Source organism: Calothrix sp. NIES-2100, assembly GCF_963875285.1.
GTDB lineage: Bacteria > Cyanobacteriota > Cyanobacteriia > Cyanobacteriales > Nostocaceae > Aulosira.
Genome location: NZ_CAWNLA010000001.1, coordinates 5,489,734 through 5,514,812, shown reverse-complemented (window position 1 = coordinate 5,514,812; position 25,079 = coordinate 5,489,734). Strand labels below are relative to the sequence as shown.

The window sequence follows — 25,079 nt, the reverse complement described above, 5'->3', positions numbered from 1 at the left end:
AGCTTCGGCATTGCTCGACAAGGCAAAATATTGTTTAGCAATGCCATAAGCTAGTTGGGTATGTAGAATTGGCTGACTTGAGACTATTATAAGTATGTAATCAAGGTTCTTGTGTTATGTTTCTGGTATAAGTTCATGTCTAATTTGTATAACTTGTATAAGTTGTATACAAACAGCGAAAACAGTATATAGCTACAACAGTATATAGTCTTTGATAAAAAGAATGGCAAAGCGATCGCTGCAAGCATCCGTAGAAGGTATTAGAAAAGCTAAACTCGCGTTTAAACGCAAAGGCTGGACGCAAGAGTATCTAGCTGCGACTGTCGGGTTGGAAACTCGTCAGCCCATTTGGAAGTTTTTTACTGGTAAACCTATTGACCGTCAAGCCTTTAATGAGATTTGCTTGGCGTTAGACTTAGATCCAGCAGATATATTGCAACAGTCTACTGATGAGGAATTATTACCTGTAGAGAAACCCACCCAGGTGACTTTAGATATTAAGAGTTTAGTAGAAAAGCTGCGATCGCTTAATTCTGGAAAAATTCAAGCCCAGTGCGGTACTTTGCATATTTTAGACATTGCCCGTCCCATTGCTTTAAATGAACTTTACGTTGATGTCAATATCTTAGAGGAAATGTCTAGTAAAACATGGATAGATATTAATCAATTACAAAACTGTCAACCCGAAAAATTTGATAGATTTGGCTTAGGTAACGTCCGGCAACAGCGGATTGGTGGACTAGAGGCAGTTTCACAATATTCTAAGCTAATGGTGTTAGGAAAACCTGGTTCCGGTAAAACTACATTTCTGCAATCAATTGCTATTAGCTGTAATCAAGGATTGTTCCTAACTGATTGTTTACCAATTTTTATAAATTTGAAAAATCTTGCTGAAGATACTAAAGATGAGCCGCAAACTAATTTAGTAAATTATATTTGTCATAGCTTTTCGCATTTTAATATTACCGAACAGCAAATTTTCACAATATTATCTCAAGGTAAAGCTTTAATTCTCTTAGATGCTTTAGATGAAGTTGCCGCCAAGGATAGCGAAAGAATTAATACAAGTATCCGTCAATTTATTGAAAGTTTTCATCAAAATAAAATTATAATTAGTTGCCGCATAGCTGCCCAAAATTATAGATTTCAAGGATTTACGGAAGTTGAAATTGCGGATTTTACTAAATTACAAATTATCACATTTGCGTACAAATGGTTTTTAGTTATCGCCAAAAAATCTCCAGCCAAAGCGCAGGAATTGGCACATAAGTTTATGCAAAAATTGGAACTGCCAGAAAATGCTCCCATTCTCGAATTGGCAGCCACACCAATTTTATTAAATCTCACCTGTTTGTTATTTCAGTTTGCCGAAGATTTTCCCTCTCAACGTGCTGAACTCTATAAACAAGGATTAGATTTACTACTGATCCGCTGGGATGAAGCAAGAGGCATTAAACGCGATCTAGTTTATCGAAATTTATCACTCCTGCAAAAAATTAAACTCCTGAGCCACGTAGCAGCAATTACCTTTACTCAGGGAAATTACTTTCTGCCAGAAAATAAAATGCGGCAACTCATTGCGGACTATCTATCTCATCTTCCCCAAGCTACAAAAGATGCAGATGCTTTAGAATTAGAAAGTGCAGCTGTGTTAAAAGCAATTGAGGCTCAACATGGGTTATTAATAGAAAGAGCCAGAGGAATTTATTCTTTTTCCCATTTGACATTTCAAGAGTATTTCACAGCCAGAGAAATTTTTGCTAATGCTAATACACAAACACTAAAAGAACTAGTTAATCATCTCCATGAAGAACGTTGGCGGGAAATATTTTTACTCAGCGTCGGCATGTTACAGTCTGCTGATGAATTATTGCAGTTAATAAAACAACAAACAGACAGCTTAGTAACTGGAAATGAAAAATTACAGACTTTTCTCAATTGGGTAGTCCAAAAATCTTCTGCTACAAACCAATCTTATAATCCAGCTAGTGTACGTGCGTTTTACTTTACCATTGGCCTGCCACCAGAGCATCCTCTAGCCCGTAACCAAATTTTTGCGATATCTTTAGATCCGCGATTGACTGGAAATCTCTCTGTTGATTTAGCCTTAGATCTGGCCTTAACTCATGCCCTTGCTGTCAGCTTGACTATGACTGCTGATATATTTTTCCAACGCTTATTTGCTTTGAGTTTAGCCCTTGATCTGAAACATCTGCTGAAGGATCGGCCTAGTTTACAAATATCTTTACAAGATTTAAAAAAGCAGCTACCCCCGCAAAATAAAAGTAGAGAAACCCTAAAATATTGGTGGGAAACTAATGGATCAGCTTGGATTGAAAAATTGCGGACTCTGATGATTGATACGCGCCAAATTGGATATAATTGGCAGTTTACTCAACAAGATTGGCAAGAATTACAACAGTATTGGTATGCCAATCAACTACTATTAGATTGCATCAATAGTGCTGCTGAGGTTGATCCTCATGTCCGGGAGTCAATTAAGAATAGTTTGCTTTTGCCTTGGAGTTAATTGTCAATGGGCATTGGCCAAACAGGGCATTGGGCATTTATCTCCCTTGTCCCCCTGCCCTTTCCCCAGAGGGATGGATAATTAGGGCGCTTTCGCTAAACTCAACAATAGTACTCACTAGCTGTGATTCTATTGCCACATTTGGAAGCGTCCAATGATGAAATTGCCTCAGCGTTTCTTGCCACTATTGTTGTTATTTACTACACTTGCCTGTAACCAGACTCGCGCTTCCTTGGATGATTTGACACCACAACCATCTGCAACTTCAGTTCCACTGGCACAGAATTCAACAGAATCAAAAAATATTGTCCCTACTCAACCACTTTCACCCACACCAATCCGGATTAACTTAAAGAATTTACCAGCACCTTTTGCCACAGACAGCGCTTCCAAAAGCCCGCAGGTTGTGTCGATTCCGCAAAACCCAGTGCTGCGCGTACCACCAGGATTTACAGTTAATGTCTTTGCTGAAGATTTAAATGCGCCTCGTTGGCTGGCTTTAACTCCTAATGGGGATGTGCTGGTAACTGAAACCCGACAAAATCGCATTCGAGTGTTACGTGACAGCAACGGCGATGGGGTAGCTGATGTCCGCCAGACTTTCGCAAGTGCGACAAATGGAGTAAATATTCCGTTTGGCATGGCTTTTGCTGGTAATTCTTTCTTTTTAGCTAATACTGATGCCGTGTTACAGTTTCCCTATAATAAAGGTCAACAGCAACTGACAGGTACTGGCAAAAAAATTACTGATTTACCTGGAGGCGGCTATAACCAACATTGGACACGTAACGTAGTCGTTTCACCTGATGGTAATAAACTATATGTTTCTGTAGGTTCACAATCGAATGTAGATGAAGAATCTCTCCCCAGGGCTTCGGTTCAGCAGATGAATTTGGATGGTTCCCAAAAGCAGACTTTTGCTTATGGCTTGCGTAACCCAGTTGGTTTAGACTTTCATCCTGTCACGAAGGAACTTTACGCTACAGTTAACGAACGTGATGGGATTGGCGATGACTTAGTACCAGACTACTTTACACGCCTGCAAAAAGGAGAATTTTACGGCTGGCCCTATGCCTATCTAACACCAAATAATCTTGATCCGCGTCAGACAACCAATAACAAAAGCAAACGCCCTGACTTGGTAGCCCAGACTCAGACTCCAGATGTGTTGTTTCAGGCGCACTCAGCAGCATTGGGTTTGCAGTTTTATGATGGTAAAACCTTCCCTGAGAAATATCGTAACGGCGCATTTGTAGCTTTTCGTGGTTCGTGGAACCGCGATCGCGGTACTGGTTATAAAATTGTATTTGTCCCTTTCGATAATAATGGGCGATCGCAAGGTTACTATGAAGACTTCCTGACTGGATTTTTGCTCAATCCCTCTACACCAACCGCTTGGGGACGACCTGTAGGCTTACTTGTGTTACCTGATGGCAGTTTATTAGTCACAGAAGAAGCCAATAATCGCATTTATCGGATTCAGTATACGGGGGGATAGGGGCTAGGGATTAGGAAATGCTGGCGATGTTTTAATATCCTTTGATTGCTTTGCTTTTTTAGGCTAGATTATTAGAAAAATATATAGTGAAAGCTATCAGGTTGAAAAATTAGATATGACACAGCATGAGAACGACAATCAATCAAATAACACTCAATCTTCTGATCATTCCGGTGCTAGATACTGGGGAAATGTAGAGGTTGTAGAAGAAGGCGATAACTATAGAATTAGTCGTGTAGAAATCAAGCCGAGACATGGCATTAAACCACAAATCCATTATCACCGCAATGAACATTGGGTTGTCGTCTCTGGTGTTGCCAAGATTACTTGTGGTGAGCAGGAAATATTATTGAACCGTAATGAGTCTACCTATGTTCCGGCGGCAACACTCCATAAAGTAGAAAATCCCGGTTCGATTCCTCTGATAATTTTAGAAATTCAAAATGGTGAGTATTTAGGTGAGGATGATATTGAGCGTCCTTACGATCTCAATTTGGTTAAGCCTGTCAACGACATCTAATACAATTAGAACTAATTTTAGATTTTGGATTTTGGATTGCAGATTCACTCATCCAAAATTCAAGATCTAAAAATTTAAGCCATGTCGCCAAATTGGGGCTTCACCTTTTCAGTTATATCTGATTAAAGGGATTACCAGTCTTTTCTTTCATCGCAATCCCCACGATGACTAAAGCCGGCCAAAAAAGGTAAGCTAAAATTTCTAAATTCTCACCAAATGTGTAAAGGAATATTGTAAAAATTATACTTAGTCCCGATTTGCCTACCTTGCTTGTTTGGCATTTAATTAAAAATTCGAGAAAAGTCCACAACATTGGCACAGCCAAGGCAAAAAATCCGACAATTCCTTTCACAAAAAGTAGCCCAAACCAAGAGTGATGAGAACCAATGGGCATATGTTCTGCTACATGGGGCCCTTTTTCGACAACTCCATGTCCCCAAATAGGAGCCTCACTCTCCCATCGGTCATAAGCAATTCGCCCCAAGGCCGCACGCACCCTAGATGAACCTGCACGAGCAGCTTTGAATGCATCGTTAAAGTTTTTATATGCCTTGATAATTGACGGAGCAACTAGACCGATTACAGGCGAAGCAAAACCTAATATTATTAAAACTCTAGGTCTAGTCATCCTAGATAATATCCAGGTTAAAGATGACACTACTACCAAATTGACTAGAGCCAATCGGGAAGCAGAGACTTGACACATAAGCAAGCTACCAATTATTGCTAGGACACGCCATTTTATGGATTTTTCTTGAAAAGCAAAAATCAAGTAAATATTTGCTACAAATCCTAAAGCTGGGGCCCAAGGCGTAAATAGTCGCCATCGAGCTGAACCAGCTTCAGGATCAATTTCATAGAGATTCAGCGCAAAAAAGTCAGGTCCAGGCCCCCCCACTGCTTGCAGGGGGGAGACATACAGGGTTACAGGTAGATGTGCAAGATAGGCTATATAAAAGAGCGGAAAGAACAGCAACGTCTGATAACAAACAACACAACCTGCACGATACACCAACTCAGGACGAATATTTAAACAGCCAATAAGCGGAAATATTGCCAATAATGCCCACCCTTTAGCCCAGCCTAAAGTTGATTTAATTATCTCCCCAGTACTCAAATTATAATCAAGGTGACCCATAAATAAAGCAACTAACATTACTATCATGGCAATTATCCAAACCCAAACTCCAAAGGGAATGGTGATTCGTTCTTCAACAGGAGTTTGAGAATTTTGCAGCACAAGTTTTTTGCATAGATAAAATACTAATATCCAGGCAATAATTGGTGCAGCAAGATAAAGTCCGCCAATTACATACAAGCCATATGTCCAAGTGATTGTGTACCAAACCATACGTTCCTCAAAATTACGAGGAGTTATTTCTTCTTGTTTAGCCATAATTAAATCACTCGGATTCTGATTTAGTTTTTGACATCAGTTGGGAAACTTTTGTTTTTAACTTTTGACGCCACCACAATATAACTAGTGCAGATGTACAACAAATAGAACCGAAAAATGCTCCTGCGTATACAAACATAGGTTTGGGTGAACTAGGCTTATCAGGTAAGGTCGGTTCGACTAACATTTGCACTAATGGATAGTCAACAAAAATGTCAGTTTTGCTCAGGTCTACTTTAGCTAAAGTAGAACTGAAAACAGCTTCGGCAATTTTGACATTTCTCTCTAGACTATCTAAAGTAACTTCTTTTTGAGACAATATATGTTGTCGTTTTTCTAACAATTTAATTTGCTCTTCTAAACCTTTAGCCTGGGCTGAAATTCCTTCGTGTTCTGCTTCTAATCCTACTAAACTCTCAAACAAAGAAACTCGCCCTGCGCCAGTTATTAAATATAGTTGTTCTAGGCTTTCTTTATCTATATTTCTTTTTAAGATATAACGAGCGCGTGTTAGTATAGCATCTTGAGCCGCCGTCCATTTAGCCTGCTCACTAATGACTTGGGGATGATTCATTCCCCATTTAGAAAGCAACATTTCTAAAGTACCACTGGATTCACTATAGTCTTTTAAATATTGTTGGAAAACTTGATCGGATTGTAGAGCTAAAGCATCAGCCGCTTGTTGGGGTGATATACGCAAGTTATTAGATAACTGCTGAAGACGATTAGCAATTGATTGTTGTTGTGCTAATGTCTCAGCCCGTTGTTTACGCAGTTGTTCTATATTAGTTAAAAGATCTTTAATTTGTTCAACTGAAGTTAAAGCAGCACGAGCCTTATATTGAGATAGAAGGTTTTGTGCTTCTTTGAGCTTAGCCTGAGAACTTAATAAAGATGCTTTAGTTCCTTCATCTCTACCAGCTGCTACTTCAGATCTAAGTATATTAAGTCTATGCTTTAAAGTATTATAAATAGCCCAGGATTTCTGTTGAGCTTCTTTTGCACTAGAACCAGTAATCTCAAGTTGGATAACTGTTGTGTTATCGATTAATTTTATATGTGGCTTACCAAATTTTTCAGGAGGTATCTTCAAAGAAGCAGCAGCTTCGCTTAAAAGAGGTTCACTTGTGATGATGTAATTGTAGTTGGCTCTGGGATCTGATGAAGAACTGCCAAATGCAGAGACACTAGAAGATGAGGCTTGACCAATATCAGGTATATTAAAATTAACTCCTGCTCCGGAACCTGGTATAATCAAAGCCCACTCGCTGCTATAAACTGGCTTAGCTTTTTTTAAAGAAGTTATAGCAAAACCCCAGATTAAAGAATTAAAAATCAAACCCAAACCTACGTAACGAAATGGTCGCCATAGGTTTACGCCCAATCTCCAACGAGAGGAATAAATTGTCTTTTCTGTACTCATTTTGACATTTCGCTACCTTGATGGAATCGAATAATACATTCAAATACTTGTTTGTATTACAGTAGAAATCATTTCTATTTTTCGCTCCTTTGAAGGAACTAAATAATAAACAGAAAGGTTTTTATCTGTATTCAAAATTGGTATTAATTGAGCAGCAATTACATATTTTTTATAAATTTTTAAGATAGAGATTACAGAAAAAATTAATTATATGCTTATTTAAAAATAGAAAATGGTAATAAAAATGGTGATATCCAACCGCCAATCGTATTGATAAAATCTTTAACATTAGTAAACCTTGAATCATAGCAAACAACACCATCATAAGGCATTAAAAATGGATTTTTTATGTCATTATCAGACTTTCTTAACAGTTCTTCTACGGGTCGATCTAGATATTTAGTCTCACCAGTAATCCGATCAGTGCGGACTAAAGTTGCTCGTCTATGAGCATTAGTTGAGCGAGTTCCCCCCGCACAATTCGCTGCAATCACAGCTTGAGATAAGTGAGAACCATAAGGAAAGCTGCTAGAATCCTGATTAATCGAAGCAGTTGCATTACTAGTAGCAGGAACCGTTAAATTAGACATATATACCTTAATTCCTGGGGGAGTAATGCGAGATGGACGTATCAGATCAGATTGAAATTTTTCTGCTTTAGGAACTACAATTTGATCCCCAGCAATCAGCGGCAAATCGTCAAAAAATTCACCAGTAAAGACACCTGATACATCAACAATTTTTTCTTGATTACCACGAATTAGGCGAATTTCTTTGATATTCGCATTTGGCATTACTCCCCCAGCTGAACGCAGGGCAGAAGTTAAATAGCGATCGCTTGGGTAATTGCCTGATATTTGAGTCGATTGTTGAGCCAGAGAAGCTTGAGCGTCAGAAGCTGCATTAACTAATACAGTACCAGGTTGAAAAACCTCGCCAGCGACACTAACTTGCACAGGTGCCCAATAGACAACTTTAACGCTTACCTGAAGAACATTCGGTTTAAATATTCTTGCCTCCAGCAAAGCCTGAGAAATCACTTGTTCTACTTGTGAGGGTTCTAAACCTTCTACCAGTAAAGGCTGGAGATAGGGTATATTTAGCGTGCCATCCAGATTAACTACATAACTGCCGCTAAATCCTTCTCCCTCAAGAATAAATATATTGAGGCGATCGCCTCTGGAAAGAGGTAAAGCGAAACAAGGTGTTCCTAAAGCCAGAGTTGTTAAAGCCACATTTATGATCCATAGGGCTTTTTTACAGAAACTATTAAACATAAGAGGACTGGCTGTAAATAATACTTCAATCATGTAATGAGATTGAATTGAATCACATTATTAATTGAAATACAATTAAATTTATTTATTCTGATTATTCTTTAAATACTTCTATAATATCCAGAAAATTCTCATAATAAACAGATCATAGGCAACAGCCATCGGTAATAATAACTATAAAAGCGGATGCTGAATATCTATAACCGTAAAATTACGGTAATTTTAATTTTATTGCGGCCTGTGCAACTCGCAGTAACTACTAAGTAGATACAATCCACCTGTACATTTTTAAGCAGCAAATTATATTTATAGCGGTTACTAGTCTGCTAAGGTAAAAATTTATCTGTGTTCATTATGTCTTTGCGTACCTCCCTGAATCGAGAAACGCTATACCTATTTTCAAACATTTGATTTAAAATACAATAATTTATGTATAAATGCTGAGGCATTGCGAGATAATTTTATTTATTTTATAGATAGTAATAGACCTATATAAGTTAGTGAGAAGTTAGCAAAAAAATATTTGGTTTGTCCTAACAATAGCATCTTTGCTTTGATGGTCTTGCTGTCAGTTAACTGCAATTATAGTTCGGCAAACTAATCATTAATCAAAGTAGTATCTACCGCCTTAAAGTTTATCTTGTAATGAAAATGTTTTCTTTTTTTACATAAGCTTGCATAAGCAACTGAAAACTATTTCAACATTTATTTTGTATAATTTGGGCGGAAAAATGTCTCATGGCAAAAAACTTTGATTTAAGTCAACTATGCAATTTAGATGTATGCTCTTGAACTAATTTTATAATTAATGTGAGAAATAAATGTCCTTAAAATCTACACTCAAGAAAATTGTTCCTCTAAGAGTCTTTTACAGAGCCTTGTATCGTAGCGGGATTAAATATAAATTCCGTAAACCCATCATTAAATTCTTGAAATTATCAGGAATGCAGGTGGTAGATAGAAATGATTTACTCAAGACCGCTCCATTTTTTTTTCAAGATACAGATGAAGTAAGTTCTCTCAAGAGAAAAAATGGAGTAGATCACGAGAAGTTTAAGGAATTTGAAAATTTAGTATTTGCTAAACCATTTGTAGCCAGTATCAAGAATGGTGAGCTAGCCGGAAAAAATGCTACTGGGTTTGATAGTCAAGGTAGGGTTATCTTAGAAACAAGCTGGCCTCAATATACAGCAGATCATTTAGCAAGAATTTTATCTCTGAGAACTCTATTCTTAAAAAAGTTCTACCCTTGTACTCATCAAGATACAGTCTTTTCTCTGGTATGTCCTTGGGATAATAATTATTTTCATTGGCTAATCGATTGTCTCACTAGATTAGAAGGCGTAATGGAGTATGAAAGAAAATTTGGTGTCAAAATCAAATTAATCATTCGCCCAAATTTACAACAGTATCAAATAGATAGTTTAAAATTACTCGGTTATAGCGAAGAAGATTATCACGAATGGAATGGAAAAAGGATGTTAGTAAATAATTTACTGGTTCCTTCCTTTCGGCGTTCTGTGCAAGAAGAAGATGGATTTTACTGTCACGTTTCTCCCGCTTCTTGTCGTTGGTTAGCGGAACGGATAATTAATAATCTGCCGGAAAATATTAAGAGTAAACCTACTCCTACCCATATTTATGTCTCAAGACGCAATACCTTAGTCAGAAAGGTAGTGAATGAGCAAGAAGTCATTCAGGAATTAGAAAAGTTGGGTTTTGTAGATTATGTGACGGAGGATTTGAGTTTTGCTGAACAAGTTCATTTGTTTGCTAATGCAAAAATGATAATATCTCCTCATGGAGCAGGATTGACTAATATTATATTTTCTCAGAACTTAAAACTGATTGAACTATTTGCAAAAACTGTACCTGTTGCGTCTTATTATGAGCTATGCGGCGGTTTGGGGTTTGAGTATGCGGCGTTGCTGGGGGATTCTCCAAAAGGTGACTTAAGAACTCATGATGCAGATATGATTGTTGATACCCAAAAATTATTAGACCTCGTGAAGAAGATGAACGTTTAAGAAGCCAGTTCGATTTTTGGGAGTAGCATCAGTACAACGTTTTGCAGGTCAATAAATTATAAAGTTAGGGGCACAACATTGTTGTGCCTTTACAATTATCTTGACTTCACAAATAATCTGCTTAATCAGCACCACTAAAAATTGTAGTGGTCTATCGAATTAATTATGTTGAAATGCAAGATACCCGACTTTTTCAAAAAATCGGGTATCTGATTTCACGGAACATTATGTAAAACAGACAAGTCAGTCTATTGTATAAGTCCTGGTTTGTCTGAAAAAATACGTTGTCTGCGCAACATGCGTATTTTTTGGATAGCATAACCCTCGATTTTGTTATAAAGGTTCTGTGGTAATAGCCAGAGTAAATAGGCTGCTACTAAAGTTGAAATTGTAAATCGAGGTTCTTCAAATACTATCGGCCAGTATGTTTTGAGAGCTTGGTGAATCAATTGTACGGCGACAGCACCCATGCGCAAACGCACAGATGTTCGTGCTAAATATCGTAACTGATACGCTTTAGATAAATTTTCCCATTGAGTAATTAAATTAGGTGCGTAAGAACGAGTCTTTTCTAGTACCTGTTCCCAGGATTCAAATTGCTGCCATAGACTTGCTGAAAGACCTTGAGAATTTACTCTGTATAATGTCAAAGCTTCAGGAATTCCTTCAATCTGCCAATTGGTTTGGATAGCAACACGCAGCCAACATTCAATATCTTCTGCACGCCTAAAGGCTTCATCAAAATAAAAATCTTCGACAGTAGCATGAAGATTTGCAGTAAATTTAATTTCCTCAAACACCTTTCGTCGCACAACTGGCGCTGATCCATTACCAACATGATTACCTTGAAGTAAATGGAATGGGGTAATTTCCTTGAGTCTAGGCATTTGATATTCATTCATGAACTCCCCAGTCTCATTAATAAAAGCAGAGCGGCTAAAACTAACGCCGACAGAAGGGGAGTTTTCTAAATGAATGAGATGTTTTTCTAGTTTTTGTGGTGTCCAGAGGTCATCTGAATCTAAAAATGCTAGATATTCTGCTTGCGCATGGCGAATACCAGTGTTTCTCGCTCCAGCTAATCCTCGATTCTCCTGAGAGATAATTCTGATTCGCGCATCTGTAAATTGCCGACAAATATCAATACTTTTATCTGGCGAACCATCATCAATAATCAATAGTTCAAAGTCTGAGAATGTCTGCGCTAACACTGAAGAGATAGTGTCTGCAATGTAGGCTTCAACTTTATAAACTGGTACAATGACCGAAATTTTCGGCATAGAATTTATCAAATTTTAGGTTTAGATTGAGGTTTTGAGGATTGTATCTGGATGTGTGGCGATGACGTATCTACTTGACCAAAGGGTGAATATAGGTATGGTGACAATATGAACAATTAGCACTGCGGTTGCAACACCAACCAGACCCCATTGGAGACCCACAACTAAACCAACTACTAAGATTGCGGTAAAAATTACATTCCATTTCAAATCGATATCTGGTTTATTAACTGCACGTAGAATTTGCGAAGCTGCATCTCCAAAGGGGCGAGGAATAGCGGACAAACAAATAAGAATCAAAATTGGCACTGCACCTGCTATAACCCACTTTTTACCAAAGATTAAGGGTACATAAAAGGGTGATAGACTAGATTGAAGTAAGATTAGTGGAATTGTAATTAAAGCTACTGTTTTTAATCCTTTAAAGAATCGTTCTTTTAAATGCTCAATATTATTACTGACGGAGCATAAATAAGGAAATAAAGCTGACCCAAACGCTGTAATAATACCAAGGCTAATTCCTAATCCAGCATTAAAAGCAAAATAATATACTCCTAATTGCTCGACTCCTAAAAATGTACCGACTAAGAAATAATCAATATTATTCCTAAGAGTTGCAAGTAGTTGTGAACCCAAGATATTACGACCGAATTTGACTATTATTTGCCAGTTTTTTAACGTAAATTTACTATTGACTCGCCAAGAATGATTAGTATAACACCTCCATACCCAAATAGGAGCTACTAAAATTTTTGGTAGAATAATAGCCCACATTCCCATACCAAGTAAAGCCATGATGATTGTTAAGATGCAATCAACGCAAAGCTGTAACATATGAGTAACAGCTATAACGTTCATGCGATTTTCACGCTGAATTAAAACACATTGAACTAAAGCGATTGGGATGGTTAAATAACATGTTGCCATCAGACAAATAGGCAAAACAAGCTGAATATTTTTATAAGACCAACCGATAATAAAAGCAACAATACATTGGACAATAAAAAGACTACTATATATAACCCAATTCAACCAGTAAGCAGTATTACATAAATCATTGATATCTTCTTCGGAAGATTGAATTAGCTTAACGTCAATTCCACATTGTGCAAATACATTAACAAATTCATTTGTAGTCAATATCAGTGCTGCTAAACCATAGTCAACAGGGCTTAACAAATGAGCTAATGTGACTGTAGTTGCTAAACGGAAGAAGCGATAAACAATTTGCGCTCCCCCCAGCCAGCTAAAATTCTGAATAAATTTATCTGATAGTTTATATCTGAGTTTGTTAGTTAGATCTTTAGCCAAATTCATCTTGATTTATTCCTGAACAATAAGAGAGAAGCTATTTAGTGATTTGACTAAGAAAAGTGTTCCATTCGTCTAAATATTTCTCCCAAGCTCCTGCAACTGATTGGCGACCAATTTGACGTAGTGCTTCTATATCTTGCTCAGGAATGGAGGCGATCGCATGAGCTAGCTTTACGGGATCTTGTGGTGGAACTAGAACACCGCAGTTATAAACTTGTTCAGTCAAACCATCTATTTCAGTAGCAATTACAAACCTACCAGCTGCTTTAGCTTCTACACCAACAATTCCCATTGGTTCCCAGCGCGAGGGAATAGCTACTGCATCACAAGTTTGGAGAAACTCAGGTACATTATCAATTCTGCCAATAAATTCAACGTTACTGACTCCTTGAGCTAATTGTTTTAATTTGAGTTCTTCATCACCTTCACCAGCAATGCGTAATTTAATCGGTGAATCAGAAATTAATTTCATTGCTTCTAGCAAAATATCAAATCCCTTTTGCGGGTGAAAACGACCATAAGCTCCGACAATTAACGGCTGTTCTATAGGTTTTATTGGAACTGTTAAGAAATCACTGAGAATTCGACACTGCTGAATTAAAACTAATTTTTTATCCGCCACTAAGCGATTTTCCTGTAACCATTTTTTCTGTCCAGCAGAAATAGCTATTACCCAGTCAGCAATACCATAAGATAATTTGAGCATCAAATAAAATCGAAATTTATGAGTAACATTACATTGCACAAATCCTTCAGAATAATGATGCTCCTGAATAACTATTTTGGCTTGGGGATTTCGGATTTTGATGATTAATAATTTCAGTAATCGTTGCCAATTACGAGAATCGTGGACAATAATTGCTTTAAATAAATCTTTCTTATCTTCAGATAATTTTTCACTAGAGCCAATAATAAAGTCCCATTTTTCCTTTAAAGAGGAAGAAGTCAAACTTTTCAGGGCAGACATAATTCCACCCATTCTTGTGTCGCTGATTAAATGTAATACTTTTGGTTTCATGTTCAAACTCAGAGATCATCAATAAGAATTCAAAATTTGACTGTTAACCTTCAGCAGTTAACAGCCAATACAAAAAATGTACAAGTTAGCTTTCGACTTTGGTTAGGCTAACACCGAGAGAAGTCGAGACTGAAGATGAATGAAAATTGATTTTGTTAAAGAACAATAATGGTGATGTAATTAAACAAATTGGTCTTGGCTAATTTGGCGTTTTTGGTTAGCGCCTGTGATTTTCAAACTGAGAAATTCTAGCTGAGAGTAGAATGATTGAGGTAGAAGCCGCAGCAAATAAGCAGCCAATAAAGTCAAGATTGTGCGATGAGGTTCTGCTAAAAGTATTTGCCAATGGGTCATCAAAGCACGGTTAATCAATTCTACTGCAACCTTACTATCACGCTGTCTCACAGCTCGACGCGCTAGGTATCTTAATTGATAAGCTCTAGCGGGATTTTCCCATTGTGTAATAAACTCTGGGGCGTATACTTTGGCTTTATCAATAATCCGCTCCCAAGATTCTAGCTGCTTGAGCAGATTTGCAGACAAACCACCAGAATTGACACGATATAAAGTCAAAGCTTCAGGAATCCCTTCAATTTGCCAATTGGTTTGCAGAATGATTCGCAACCAACATTCTATATCTTCAGATTGACGGAAGTGTTCATCAAAATACCAGTCTTCCTGGATGCCATCAACAGTCTCTGGAAATTTAATTTCTTGAAAAACTTCCCGGCGAATGACTACGGCTGAACCGTTACCTATAGGATTACGGCAGAATAAATCACTGGAACTAATATCTTTGAGTTTAGGCATTTGATAAATGCCTAAAGGCTTTCCTTGTTCATCAATAAAGGCAGAACGGCTAAAACTAATACCCACAGTTGGGTTATGGTCTAAATGATGTAGATGCTTTTCTAATTTCTGCGGTAGCCATAAATCGTCTGAATCTAAAAAGGCTAAATATTCTCCTTTAGCATGGCGAATACCTGTATTTCTCGCTCCAGCTAATCCGCGATTTTTTTGGCTAATGATTTTGATTCTCGTATCGGAAAACCCTCGACAAATCTCGACACTGCGATCGCGTGACTCGTCATCTATAACTAATAGCTCAAAGTCCTGCCATGTCTGCTGCAAAATTGAACTAATTGTTTCATGTATGTACTTCTCTACTTGATAGACAGGCACAATAACAGAAACTTTAGTATGACCACTCATTGTCAAATTAATAACACTAATGTCTCTACAGACTAAATAAAATTATTTATACTGACATCAGTGCATATACTTATTTACCGGAAATTATTAACGTCGGATTTAGTACTTTTTCCCTTGATAAATATATTGTATTTCCATTAAATGTGTTTATTGACTTAGTGCCTAAATCCAGAAGCTTTATCCAGCCTAAAAAATAAAATACTAGCTATGCTTTGAGAATAAATTGGTAGCAAATATTGCAAGAATTATCTGGAAAATTCTGAAAACTTGTGAAATAGTGTATAAAGGTCAATAAGTGAGAAGTTAGAAGTTAGGAAGCAATTTATAACTTCTCCAAAAAGGTGTTCAATAATTTTGAACCAAATTTTCCGCAAAAATTACTAGAATCTGACTTTTATCAACGGCAAAAGAGAATTTTAAGGGAAATTTATCTCTATCTATGAAAGTATTATTAGTTTGCTCGTCAGGTGGACATTTTAAAGGTATAGAGCAATTGCGTCCGTTTTGGGAACAGCATGAACGGGTTTGGGTGACTTTTAAAACTGCAACTACACAAGCTGCTTTGGCTCAAGAAACAGTGTATTGGGCTTTTAGTCCGACTAATCGCAACCTACCGAATTTGTTCAAGAATTTGCTTCTAGCTTTTCAAGTCATCAGCCAAACGCAACCAGACTTGATAATTTCTACAGGTGCGGGTGTTGCTGTCCCCTTTTTGATGATTGGCAAATTATTCGGTAGCAAAACAGCATTTATTGAATCTGTAACTCGGATTCAGACTTTAAGTTTATCAGCCAAATTACTTTTGCCTTTTCTCAGCGTCCTTTATGTGCAATGGCCGCAACTTCAAGCCCGTTATCCCCAAGCCGAACTCATCATTCCTCAGGAAAGCGTATGATTTTTGTCACAGTTGGCACAGAACAGTATCCCTTCAATCGCCTCATGTCTTGGGTTGAGGTCTTGCTCCAAACTCAACTAATTGAAGAAGACGTTGTTGTTCAATATGGTAGTTCTAACGCCGTCTTACCCGCTGGTGCTAAGGTTTATCGTTTTGTCAAAGAAGAACAATTTCAGGAATTGATTCAGCAAGCGCGAATAGTGATAGCTCATTGTGGGGAAGGAACCTTACTGCTGTTGGATTCTCTGGATAAACCTTATATTTTGGTACCTCGCAGCCAGAGATTTGGTGAACATGTTGACGAGCATCAAGTAGAACTAGCGCTAGCACTGTCACAGATCAATGTACCTATAGCCTGGTCGCCAGGAGATTTGGTGCGATTTATCGAAAACCCCAGACAAGTGTCCGTTGCTGACGTATCTACTGCTACGGCGATCGCACTATGCAATAGTCTGCAATCTCGTTTTGGTCAAACTTTTCCACAACTTTCCGTAGGTGTATCCAAATGATGAGTTCTCATCCTAAAACTACAAAATCTCTAGAGACGACTCGTAAAGGCAGCATTCTCTTAGTCCAACTACCTTCAAGATTAACTGTCATCGAGGCTGTTTCCTTCCGCAAGGAGTTTCAAACTTGGTTAGAAGACGAGAATATCGCCAAAATTATCTTAGATTTTGGCAAAACCACAATTATCGATAGTAGTGGTGTTGGCTCGTTGATAAGTAATCATAAATCTGCACAGGGGAAAAAGATTGAATTAATTTTTTGGAGTGTCCAGCCGCAAGTGCAACTGGCTTTTTCCCTGGTAGGTTTAGAGCAGATATTTAATATTGAAGCTCACACTGAGGCGATTATCCCGACTGCAAACCGCAAACTTGAACAGCGTCCACCCTTAACCCATCCTTCGGTGCGATCGCCCATCAAACGCGCCATTGATATTGTCGGTGCAATTCTGGGATTGCTTGTCACCGCTTTGTTATTTGTGCCGATTGCGATCGCGATTAAACTTGATAGTCCTGGGCCTGTATTGTTTAGTCAAATTCGCTGTGGCTGGATGGGGCGACGGTTTCGCATTTGGAAGTTTCGCTCAATGGTAACAAATGCGGAAGCGCTCAAAGATACTATTGCTAACCAAGCAGCTGGTGCTTTTTTCAAAAATGATAGTGATCCGCGGATTACCCGTGTTGGGCGCTTTCTCCGCAAAACTAGTTTAGATGAATTCCCCCAATTTTGGAATATTCTCATCGGAGATATGAGCTTAGTGGGAACTCGTCCCCCAACTCCCGATGAGATAGAAAAATATGAAATTACTAATTGGCAAAGACTGGATGTCAGACCCGGACTCAGTGGCGAGTGGCAAGTCAACGGCCGCTCAAAAATCCGTAATTTTGAGGATGTCATCGAACTCGATTTACGCTATCAAAATAATTGGAGTTTACTTTATGATTTAAAGTTAATTTTTAAAACGATTCTTGTGGTTTTCCAAAAAGATTCTGGGGCTGTCTAAATGTCACTGCAAACAAATTCATTCATTCATCATTCTGACCTACAAGTTGCCAGCGATTTAGATGAAATGGCAACAGTTGTCGAATGGTTTGAGCAATTCAACTGTAAACAGCTACCTTACCAAATGTGGATAGAAGCTCAAACTGCATTGCTTGAAGGCTTTACTAATGTAGTGCGTCATGCTCACAGCCACCTGAGTCCACAAACTCCTGTTGACTTAGCAGCGAAACTTGACTCAGAATATTTCCAGATTTCTATTTGGGATCAAGGTGATATTTTCAATTTAGAAGCACTCTTAGAACAACTCAATCAACAGACTAGCGATCGCCATTTTAACCCTTTGGATCATGAAGCTCATTGGGGCTGTATTTTTCTTTTGAAGCTCAGAAGAGACTACGGTTGGACTGTTAGCTACACTCGGGAAGCAGGAGATAGAAACTGCTTGTTATTAAAGAAAAACATCGCTCTTTAATACAGAGACTAATTCGCCAAAATTCAGCGACAGTTATTTTCCATACAAAATCAGGAAAAATCTAAATTTCTTAATTTTGGCATTTGCATTGTCATGGGACAATAAAGACAGAGTCGAACTTCTTTTTTCCCTAATTTCTGCATCTTACCTATTATTGCAATCACAGCTTGTTAATCAAATTTATGGATTACAAAATGAAAATTATTCAACCAGTAGGAATTTTTGATGGTAGACAAGGTAGAGAAATTCATAACCAGATTTGTAAATTTATTGACACAGGCCTCGAAACATTTTTGTTGGATTTTCAATCTGTTAATTTTATGGACAGTTCAGGATTTGGCACTCTCCTGTTAATCCTAAAAACCGTGCAAAAAGAACAAGCAAGGCTGGTAATTTGTTCTATTAATGAACAAATTAGGATGATTCTAGAACTCAGCGATACAACAAAAATTTTTGAAGTGCTGCCGGATCAAGATACATTTATTAAAAATCTTACTCTGGCTTAAATTCAATTTCTAATAAAGAACAGTCATCGTTAAATATTTGACTACCTGTTACCTTTTTGATCGTCTCTAAAACCTGGCTGATATCAGTGTAAAATTCTTGATTGCAAACAGTGAGTAAATCAATGAAGCTGTTAAAATTCCACATATTCCCATCAGACTGTTCTACCTCATAAACTCCATCACTAAAAACATAAAGTTTACTCCCAGATGGAATGTCACATACAGCATTATGATATTGGGCTTGGGTAAATGCTCCGATAGGTAAGCCGCGGATAATTAATTGTTTTACTTCTAAGCCAGAGTCATTTGAAGGCGATAGTAACAAAGCTGGAGGATGTCCAGCACTAGAGTAAGTTAATTGATAGGAACTTAGGTTAAAAACCCCATACCAAATAGTAAAGTATTGGGAATTGTGCTGATCCATTTGAAATACTTGATTTAAATCTTGGAGAACTTCCGATGGATTATAGAGACTGGCTTTAGGGAGAGAATGCGATCGCAACAGATTATGTATAGAAATTGAAGGTAGCGCCGCCGCTAATCCATGACCGGAGACATCCAGAAGGTATATTACTAGGTTATCCTCATCTAGCCAATAATAATCAAAGCAATCGCCTCCCAATTGATGAGAGGGTAAAAACTGAGAATTGATGGTAACTTTTCCCGATATCGGTGCGGGAAGAATGGATTTGACATAATCCGCAGCTTCATTTAATTCTGTTTCTAAAAGCTGCTTTTGGATTTGTAAATCTTGCGCCAATCTTTTCAGTTCTTGATTCATCTGATAAAGTCTTAGTCCAGCACGAACTCGTGCTTTTAACTCATTCACTTCAATGGGTTTGCTTAAGAAATCATCTGCACCTGTATCTAAACCTTCAACTCTGTCTTCTACAGCTTTGCGTGAGGTGAGGAGGATGAAAAATGTCGTTGATAGGGATGGTTCAGATTTAATTTTGCGACATACTTCTAAACCATCCATTTCCTCCATTTGCCAATCAGAAATAATGAGGGCTGGCTGGTATTTATAAGCTTGTTCTACTCCTTGTAGTCCATTTGTTGCCAGAATGACTTCATATCCCTGAGCTTGAAGAGTTTGCTTTAAAACTAATTGAATAACGCGGTCGTCATCAATTACTAAAATTTTTACTGGAGAATTAGATATTTCCGTCATATTTGCTAGAGATTAATATATTTAATTTAGGAAAATAAAAGACAATGTTTGAAAATTTGCTAGTAAGGACTGAAGTCCTCACTACGAACTTTATAAATTTTCTGAGGTTGAGTATTAAAGGAAATTAAGGTTTTGCAGAGCCGCTACCACATCACTATATTCCGTCTCTAGCTGATTAACCAGCCCAGAAAGTTCCTCTAATGATTGCTCTGGAGCAGCATTCTCTAAAGTTTCACAGATGTCTCCCAAGTGAACAGCACCAATACTCACACTGGGCGATCGCAAAGCATGAGCTGCTTTTTGTAACTTCGATCGGTCTCCAACTGCAACTGCATCCTTGATTGTCTGGATTCTTTCAGGAGTATCTTCTAGGTAAACCTGGATCAGTTCAGCGACTAGGGAATCGCCATCACTACCTGCCATAGCTTGCAGTTCTTGCAGACAACGCGGGTCAATTACCTCTCGTACAGCCGATTCTGTTGATGTGGAGAGCAATGCAGATTCAGCTACATCAATTGATTCGGGAGATTCTGAGGCTTGATGATGCTGAATATCAAACTTTTTCAGAACTGCTTCCAGCGCTTCCAAGCTAATCGGTTTACTGATGAAATCATCCATACCGACAGTTAAACACTCCTGACGATCTTCTGGACGAGCATGGGCTGTCATGGCAATGATCCAGGGTTGAGCGCTCTCAGAAAATTCCTCACGAATCCGGATAGTTGTTTCCCAACCATCCATTTCCGGCATTTGGATATCCATAAACAAAACATCATAGAGTTGCCTTTGTAAGGCTTCCAGGGCTTCACGCCCATTATTAGCCACATCCGCTCGGTAACCCAATCGCTGCAACATCTTCAGAGCAATTTTCTGATTCACCAACACATCCTCAACTAAGAGAATTTTCAAGGGCAAACTTTGGCCCAGCTGAGCATCAATGTTGGGCAGATTTGCTGTTGGTAAGCGAGAGTAAGAAGGAATGGTAATTTTCTGATCGATGCGTCGGGTAGACCAGTTACCACGCACTATTTGTAAGAGTGTATTGTGTAACTGATACTGTCGTACAGGCTTCTGTAAAAAAGCAGTAAACTCAGCGGCTATTTCCTTGATTTCTACAGTTTGCTTACCTTTAAAACTCAACATTACCAAAGGTAAATTCTGCTGTCTCGGTATAGCCCGGATTTGAGCTATCAAATTGAGAATATTCAAGTCGGAACTATCAATATCTAATATCGCCATATCAAAGTCATTTTCTGCCATTAACCCCAGAGCAGCCATACTGGATTTTACAGTTTGGACATCTACTCCCAAGCTCTGAATTTGCGAAGTTAAGCATTTCCGCAAATTGGCGTTATCTGCTGCTAGCAGTAATCGCTTACCAAAAAGTTCTGGATAGATACTCCAAGAACTCTCGATGGCAGAAGCATCAACTTGCAGCGTTGCAGTGAAATAGAAGCTAGAACCTTTACCAGGTTCACTTTCTACCCACATTCTGCCCCCCATAATTTCGCTCAGACGCTTGCTGATTGCTAATCCTAAACCAGTACCGCCATAACGTCGAGTCATGGAAGCATCGACCTGACTGAAGGGCTTAAATAGTCTATTCAGGCGATCGCGTTCTATCCCAATACCTGTATCGCTCACCGTAAATAGAAATTCGTAGTACACATAATCGGCAGTAGTAGCTTTCTTTTTGAGAACTTGCTCCTTCACGGCGATCGTGACCACAATTTCGCCATCATTGGTGAATTTAACAGCATTACTGACTAAATTCCACAAAATCTGGCGCACGCGGGTAATGTCACCAATAATTAAGGCTGGTGTGCGCGGTTGGAATTGGTACATTAGTTCAATGCCTTTGGCGGCGGCTTGCGGAGCCAGTAAATCCAAGGCTTCTTCTACACAAACTTGCAGGTCAAAGGGCTGTTCTTCCAGCTCTAAATTGCCAGACTCAATTTTAGAAAAGTCGAGAATGTCATTAATAATAGTTAATAATGTATCGCCACTATTACGGATAGTTTCTACATAATCAAGTTGCTCAGGCTGAAGGGAAGTATCCAAAAGTAATCCAGTCATGCCGATGATGGCATTCATGGGAGTACGAATTTCATGGCTCATGGTGGCGAGGAAATTACTCTTAGCTATATTGGCAGTTTCCGCTGCTTGTTTAGCAAGGTTAAGTTCTTCATTCTGCTGTACAAGCAAATCGGCTTGACGAGTTTCCTGTACCAGCAATTGCGCTTGGGTGAGAGCAATACTCATTTGATCTGCTAGATGTTTGAGGAGATCTAACTCTAATTCCGTCCATTCTCGAGGGCGATCGCACTGATGGACAATTAATAATCCCCACAAATCTTCCCGCACCAAAATCGGTACAACCAGATTGGCTTTCACCTGACACTGCTCGATATTGCAAGGTTTAAATTCAGTGTGCTCTAAATCAGAAATGACACTAATTCGTCCGTCACGATACAAATCTAGATATCTATTCTGAAGACAAGTATCGCAAATATCCTGATTTAAAATCACTGACCATTCTGGGACTACTGCTTCCTGCACAACTTTGCCAGAACCATCAGGGTTAAGTTGGAAGATGAGAACGCGATCGGCCTGCAAAATTCGCTGAACTTCGGTTACTGTTGTTTGGAGAATTTTTTCTAGTTGCAGAGACTGACGAATTTCTTCGGTAATTTGCTTGAGTAGCAAAGCGCGTTGGTACTGCTGCTGTAGCGCTGCTTCTGAGAGTTTGCGTTCGGTAATATCCAGATGGGTTCCTACCATCCTCAGAAATTTTCCTTGGAAATCACGGTTGACTAACTTACCTCGATCCAGAATCCACTTCCATTCTCCAGATTTCGTCAGAAAACGGACTTCAACCTCATAAAAAGCTGTCTTACCTTTGATATGCTCTATCAGTCGTTGCTGCATCAACCGTTTGTCTTCGGGATGAATCAATCTATTTCTAACTTTAATATTGTCTTCTAGCTCCTCTGGGTCGTATCCCAGCATTGTGCACCAGCGTGGGCTACGATAAACTTCTCCAGTCGCTAAATTCCAGTCCCAAAGTCCTTCCTCTACTGCATCCAGAGCCAATTTTAACTGTTCTTCACTTAACCTCAAGGCATTTTCTGATTGTTTGCGCAGGCTAATATCGCGATATTTCCACAAATGTCCATAAAATTTTTCATCAACAATAATAGGTACATAATCTTGTTCAAACATTCGTCCATCGTGAAGTTGCCATTCTTGATTGACAACTATTTCACCTTTGTTGAGGATGTCATCCAAGCGTTGGGTAAATTTTTCTGGATCTGCAAAAAGTTGTTTGCTCATCTCGGCTGATTGTCGACAATCATTACCTTGTAAAGCTTCTGGCGGTTGGGGAATACCAAATAAATTACAAAACTCTTGATTTGCGAGAATAACCTGTCGGTTCTCGTTTTCTAGCAAAATACCAACCTGTAAACTTTCAATTAACGTTCTCAGTCTTGAAGCTGTGGCTCTTAATTCAGACCGTTGTTGTGTGAGTTTCGTGGTTAATTTTTTGGCATCTGCAAGGGCGGAATTTTTCGCTTGCAAGAGAAACAGATAATCGGAAACAGAGTCATAGAGAGGAAAATCATCTATGCTCAGTTCTAGTTTCTTGAGATCGACAATATCAGTAATCCAGGGAGAGCCAATAAACACCAAATAATCGCAATCCTCCAGATATACCATTTGTCCCTTAAGCTGCATTTCTTTGTGTTGAGATTGCAAAAGAAACAGCGATCGCGTTTGTTGGCAAATGGCTTCAAAGTAAACTGGACAGTTGGGGCGATTAATCTGGAAATGTTCTTCTAGGGAAGTACCGAGGATTGTCATCGGTTCTAGAATGCGCTGAAGTACCTCACCCATCTGGACAATCTTCATCTGTCGATCTATAACCAGATGGAAGGGAAACAAAGTTGCAAATTGACCAGCACTAAGACTGAATTGCCTGAACTCAGTAACCTGATTATTTGTCATCGGCGTGAGAATGGTTGTACTTAATTGAGAAGATATCGTGAGCATCACCCCGCTCACGAAAACTAGTTTGAGTCACATCCACCTCAGTGTGAAAGCGTTTTCCTAATCCGTGGAGTAAACCCATCACCATCGGAGCTAATCCTTGTCGTGTAGATTGGTAGTGGAGATCCAGCGATTTTTCACTGGTGTGTTCACAGTCAAAAGATGGGGGACGAAGTTGCGAAAAACTCAACCCTACTCGCGCATGAAGGTTATCAAGATTCTCTATAAACTGGGGTAAGGAATTTCCAGCACTCGCTAAAAGCTCCCCATAGCCTTCTTCCGCAGTATAGGTAACCCAGTATTCTCCAAAAGCTTTGAGAATTTCGTGTGCCGGCATCCCCAATACCTCACAAGCTGCTCCAACCAAACGATAAGTAACATCGTCAGAATAAGCATCCATACCGACAAAAAAGTCGATATCCTCAAGTTCAGCCTTTTGCTTAATCTTTTCCCAGGTATCCTCATCGTGGTATTTGCAAATCATCTCTTCAATTGCTTTGTTGACTAAACCGTACATTGCCCTAGCTCCTAAAAAAGCAGTATTTATACGTAAGTAATATTACAGATTTGCTAGTAGCTTTTAAACTGAATATTATAGAGAGTAATTTAACATATCTAATGTAATCAAGCTATACAGAATCATATCCAGTACAATTTAATATTGATCTCTATAAACACAAGTATAAAAAATACTTTAATTAAAATTTAATTTTTCAATTAGTAATATATTTTACACAACATCTCTCGGTTATCAGGAATAAAAATAATATTTAGGTCATTACTTAAGTTGTTATCTAAATTCGATTTGATTTTTGCAGCGATGACTTAATATTAAAATTAAGTGTATTCAGGTGGTAAATGCCTTACATATTCGGTTTTTTGTCGCAATACCCACTACGTAATATTTCCAAAATCAGGTAAGAATCCTATAGTTAGAAAAGATGGTAAACGTAAATCAAATAAAAAATGTTAAAAAATGTAGTGGTA

The 25,079-nt window shown here is 38.4% G+C and carries 19 protein-coding genes; 9 read left to right on the top strand and 10 right to left on the bottom strand.

From position 1 onward, the window contains the following. Positions 1–223: 223 nt before the first annotated feature. The 3 genes from AACU32_RS22520 to AACU32_RS22510 all read left to right on the top strand — a co-directional run bounded on the left by AACU32_RS22520 (position 224) and on the right by AACU32_RS22510 (position 4,548). Positions 224–2,530 carry an NACHT domain-containing protein gene (locus AACU32_RS22520; RefSeq protein WP_096603384.1) on the top strand — a complete coding sequence of 769 codons (2,307 nt, stop codon included), beginning with the start codon at positions 224–226 and terminating at the stop codon, positions 2,528–2,530. 157 nt (positions 2,531–2,687) lie between these two features. Next, positions 2,688–4,028 carry a PQQ-dependent sugar dehydrogenase gene (locus tag AACU32_RS22515; RefSeq protein ID WP_096603382.1) on the top strand — a complete coding sequence of 447 codons (1,341 nt, stop codon included), beginning with the start codon at positions 2,688–2,690 and terminating at the stop codon, positions 4,026–4,028. A 115-nt stretch (positions 4,029–4,143) separates the two neighbouring features. Beyond that, complete coding sequence (locus AACU32_RS22510; protein WP_096603381.1) at positions 4,144–4,548, top strand: phosphomannose isomerase type II C-terminal cupin domain; 405 nt, start codon at positions 4,144–4,146, stop codon at positions 4,546–4,548. A 112-nt stretch (positions 4,549–4,660) separates the two neighbouring features. Here AACU32_RS22510 and AACU32_RS22505 read toward each other — a convergent pair whose 3' ends face one another. The 3 genes from AACU32_RS22505 to AACU32_RS22495 form a co-directional block, all read right to left on the bottom strand. Next, positions 4,661–5,944 (bottom strand): O-antigen ligase family protein, encoded by a 1,284-nt coding sequence (locus tag AACU32_RS22505; protein WP_096603379.1) that lies wholly within the window; start codon positions 5,942–5,944, stop codon positions 4,661–4,663. Between the two features lie 7 nt (positions 5,945–5,951). After that, positions 5,952–7,367, bottom strand: coding sequence for a GumC family protein (locus AACU32_RS22500; RefSeq protein WP_096603378.1), 1,416 nt, complete (start codon positions 7,365–7,367; stop codon positions 5,952–5,954). Between the two features lie 215 nt (positions 7,368–7,582). Continuing rightward, a complete protein-coding gene (locus AACU32_RS22495) occupies positions 7,583–8,602 on the bottom strand; it encodes a polysaccharide biosynthesis/export family protein (RefSeq protein ID WP_339378177.1) in 1,020 nt (339 codons plus the stop codon). An 863-nt stretch (positions 8,603–9,465) separates the two neighbouring features. Between AACU32_RS22495 and AACU32_RS22490 the strand changes: the two genes are divergently transcribed. Further along, the gene (locus AACU32_RS22490; protein ID WP_096603376.1) at positions 9,466–10,671 is read left to right on the top strand and encodes a glycosyltransferase family 61 protein; all 1,206 of its coding nucleotides are present in this window, start codon (positions 9,466–9,468) and stop codon (positions 10,669–10,671) included. Between the two features lie 248 nt (positions 10,672–10,919). Here AACU32_RS22490 and AACU32_RS22485 read toward each other — a convergent pair whose 3' ends face one another. The 4 genes from AACU32_RS22485 to AACU32_RS22470 all read right to left on the bottom strand — a co-directional run bounded on the left by AACU32_RS22485 (position 10,920) and on the right by AACU32_RS22470 (position 15,495). Further along, complete coding sequence (locus AACU32_RS22485; protein WP_096603375.1) at positions 10,920–11,951, bottom strand: glycosyltransferase family 2 protein; 1,032 nt, start codon at positions 11,949–11,951, stop codon at positions 10,920–10,922. Positions 11,952–11,972: 21 nt separating this feature from the next. Next, the gene (locus AACU32_RS22480) at positions 11,973–13,268 is read right to left on the bottom strand and encodes a lipopolysaccharide biosynthesis protein (RefSeq protein WP_096603373.1); all 1,296 of its coding nucleotides are present in this window, start codon (positions 13,266–13,268) and stop codon (positions 11,973–11,975) included. 31 nt (positions 13,269–13,299) lie between these two features. Beyond that, the gene (locus tag AACU32_RS22475; protein WP_096603371.1) at positions 13,300–14,283 is read right to left on the bottom strand and encodes a glycosyltransferase; all 984 of its coding nucleotides are present in this window, start codon (positions 14,281–14,283) and stop codon (positions 13,300–13,302) included. 180 nt (positions 14,284–14,463) lie between these two features. Further along, positions 14,464–15,495: a glycosyltransferase family 2 protein gene (locus AACU32_RS22470; RefSeq protein WP_096603370.1), complete on the bottom strand. Its 1,032-nt coding sequence runs from the start codon at positions 15,493–15,495 to the stop codon at positions 14,464–14,466. Between the two features lie 439 nt (positions 15,496–15,934). Here AACU32_RS22470 and pssD point away from each other — a divergent pair, with 439 nt between their 5' ends. The 5 genes from pssD (at position 15,935) to AACU32_RS22445 (ending at position 18,874) form a co-directional block, all read left to right on the top strand. Beyond that, positions 15,935–16,390, top strand: a complete 456-nt coding sequence (gene pssD / locus AACU32_RS22465; RefSeq protein WP_096603368.1) for a PssD/Cps14F family polysaccharide biosynthesis glycosyltransferase — start codon at positions 15,935–15,937, stop codon at positions 16,388–16,390. Next, the gene (locus tag AACU32_RS22460) at positions 16,387–16,899 is read left to right on the top strand and encodes a glycosyltransferase (protein ID WP_096603366.1); all 513 of its coding nucleotides are present in this window, start codon (positions 16,387–16,389) and stop codon (positions 16,897–16,899) included. The genes pssD and AACU32_RS22460 overlap by 4 nt, the downstream gene beginning before the upstream one ends. After that, positions 16,899–17,897 (top strand): sugar transferase, encoded by a 999-nt coding sequence (locus AACU32_RS22455; RefSeq protein ID WP_096603365.1) that lies wholly within the window; start codon positions 16,899–16,901, stop codon positions 17,895–17,897. Before AACU32_RS22460 ends, AACU32_RS22455 begins: the two co-directional genes overlap by 1 nt. Beyond that, positions 17,898–18,368: an ATP-binding protein gene (locus AACU32_RS22450; protein ID WP_096603363.1), complete on the top strand. Its 471-nt coding sequence runs from the start codon at positions 17,898–17,900 to the stop codon at positions 18,366–18,368. A 182-nt stretch (positions 18,369–18,550) separates the two neighbouring features. Then, a complete protein-coding gene (locus AACU32_RS22445) occupies positions 18,551–18,874 on the top strand; it encodes an anti-sigma factor antagonist (protein WP_096603362.1) in 324 nt (107 codons plus the stop codon). On the opposite strand, the gene AACU32_RS22440 is transcribed toward AACU32_RS22445, so the two are convergent. The 3 genes from AACU32_RS22440 to AACU32_RS22430 form a co-directional block, all read right to left on the bottom strand. Further along, complete coding sequence (locus tag AACU32_RS22440) at positions 18,861–20,045, bottom strand: PP2C family protein-serine/threonine phosphatase (RefSeq protein ID WP_096603360.1); 1,185 nt, start codon at positions 20,043–20,045, stop codon at positions 18,861–18,863. The genes AACU32_RS22445 and AACU32_RS22440 overlap by 14 nt on opposite strands. A gap of 114 nt (positions 20,046–20,159) precedes the next feature. Continuing rightward, the gene (locus tag AACU32_RS22435; RefSeq protein ID WP_096603359.1) at positions 20,160–24,050 is read right to left on the bottom strand and encodes a response regulator; all 3,891 of its coding nucleotides are present in this window, start codon (positions 24,048–24,050) and stop codon (positions 20,160–20,162) included. After that, positions 24,040–24,609, bottom strand: coding sequence for a heme NO-binding domain-containing protein (locus AACU32_RS22430; protein ID WP_096603357.1), 570 nt, complete (start codon positions 24,607–24,609; stop codon positions 24,040–24,042). Before AACU32_RS22430 ends, AACU32_RS22435 begins: the two co-directional genes overlap by 11 nt. Positions 24,610–25,079: the final 470 nt, after the last annotated feature.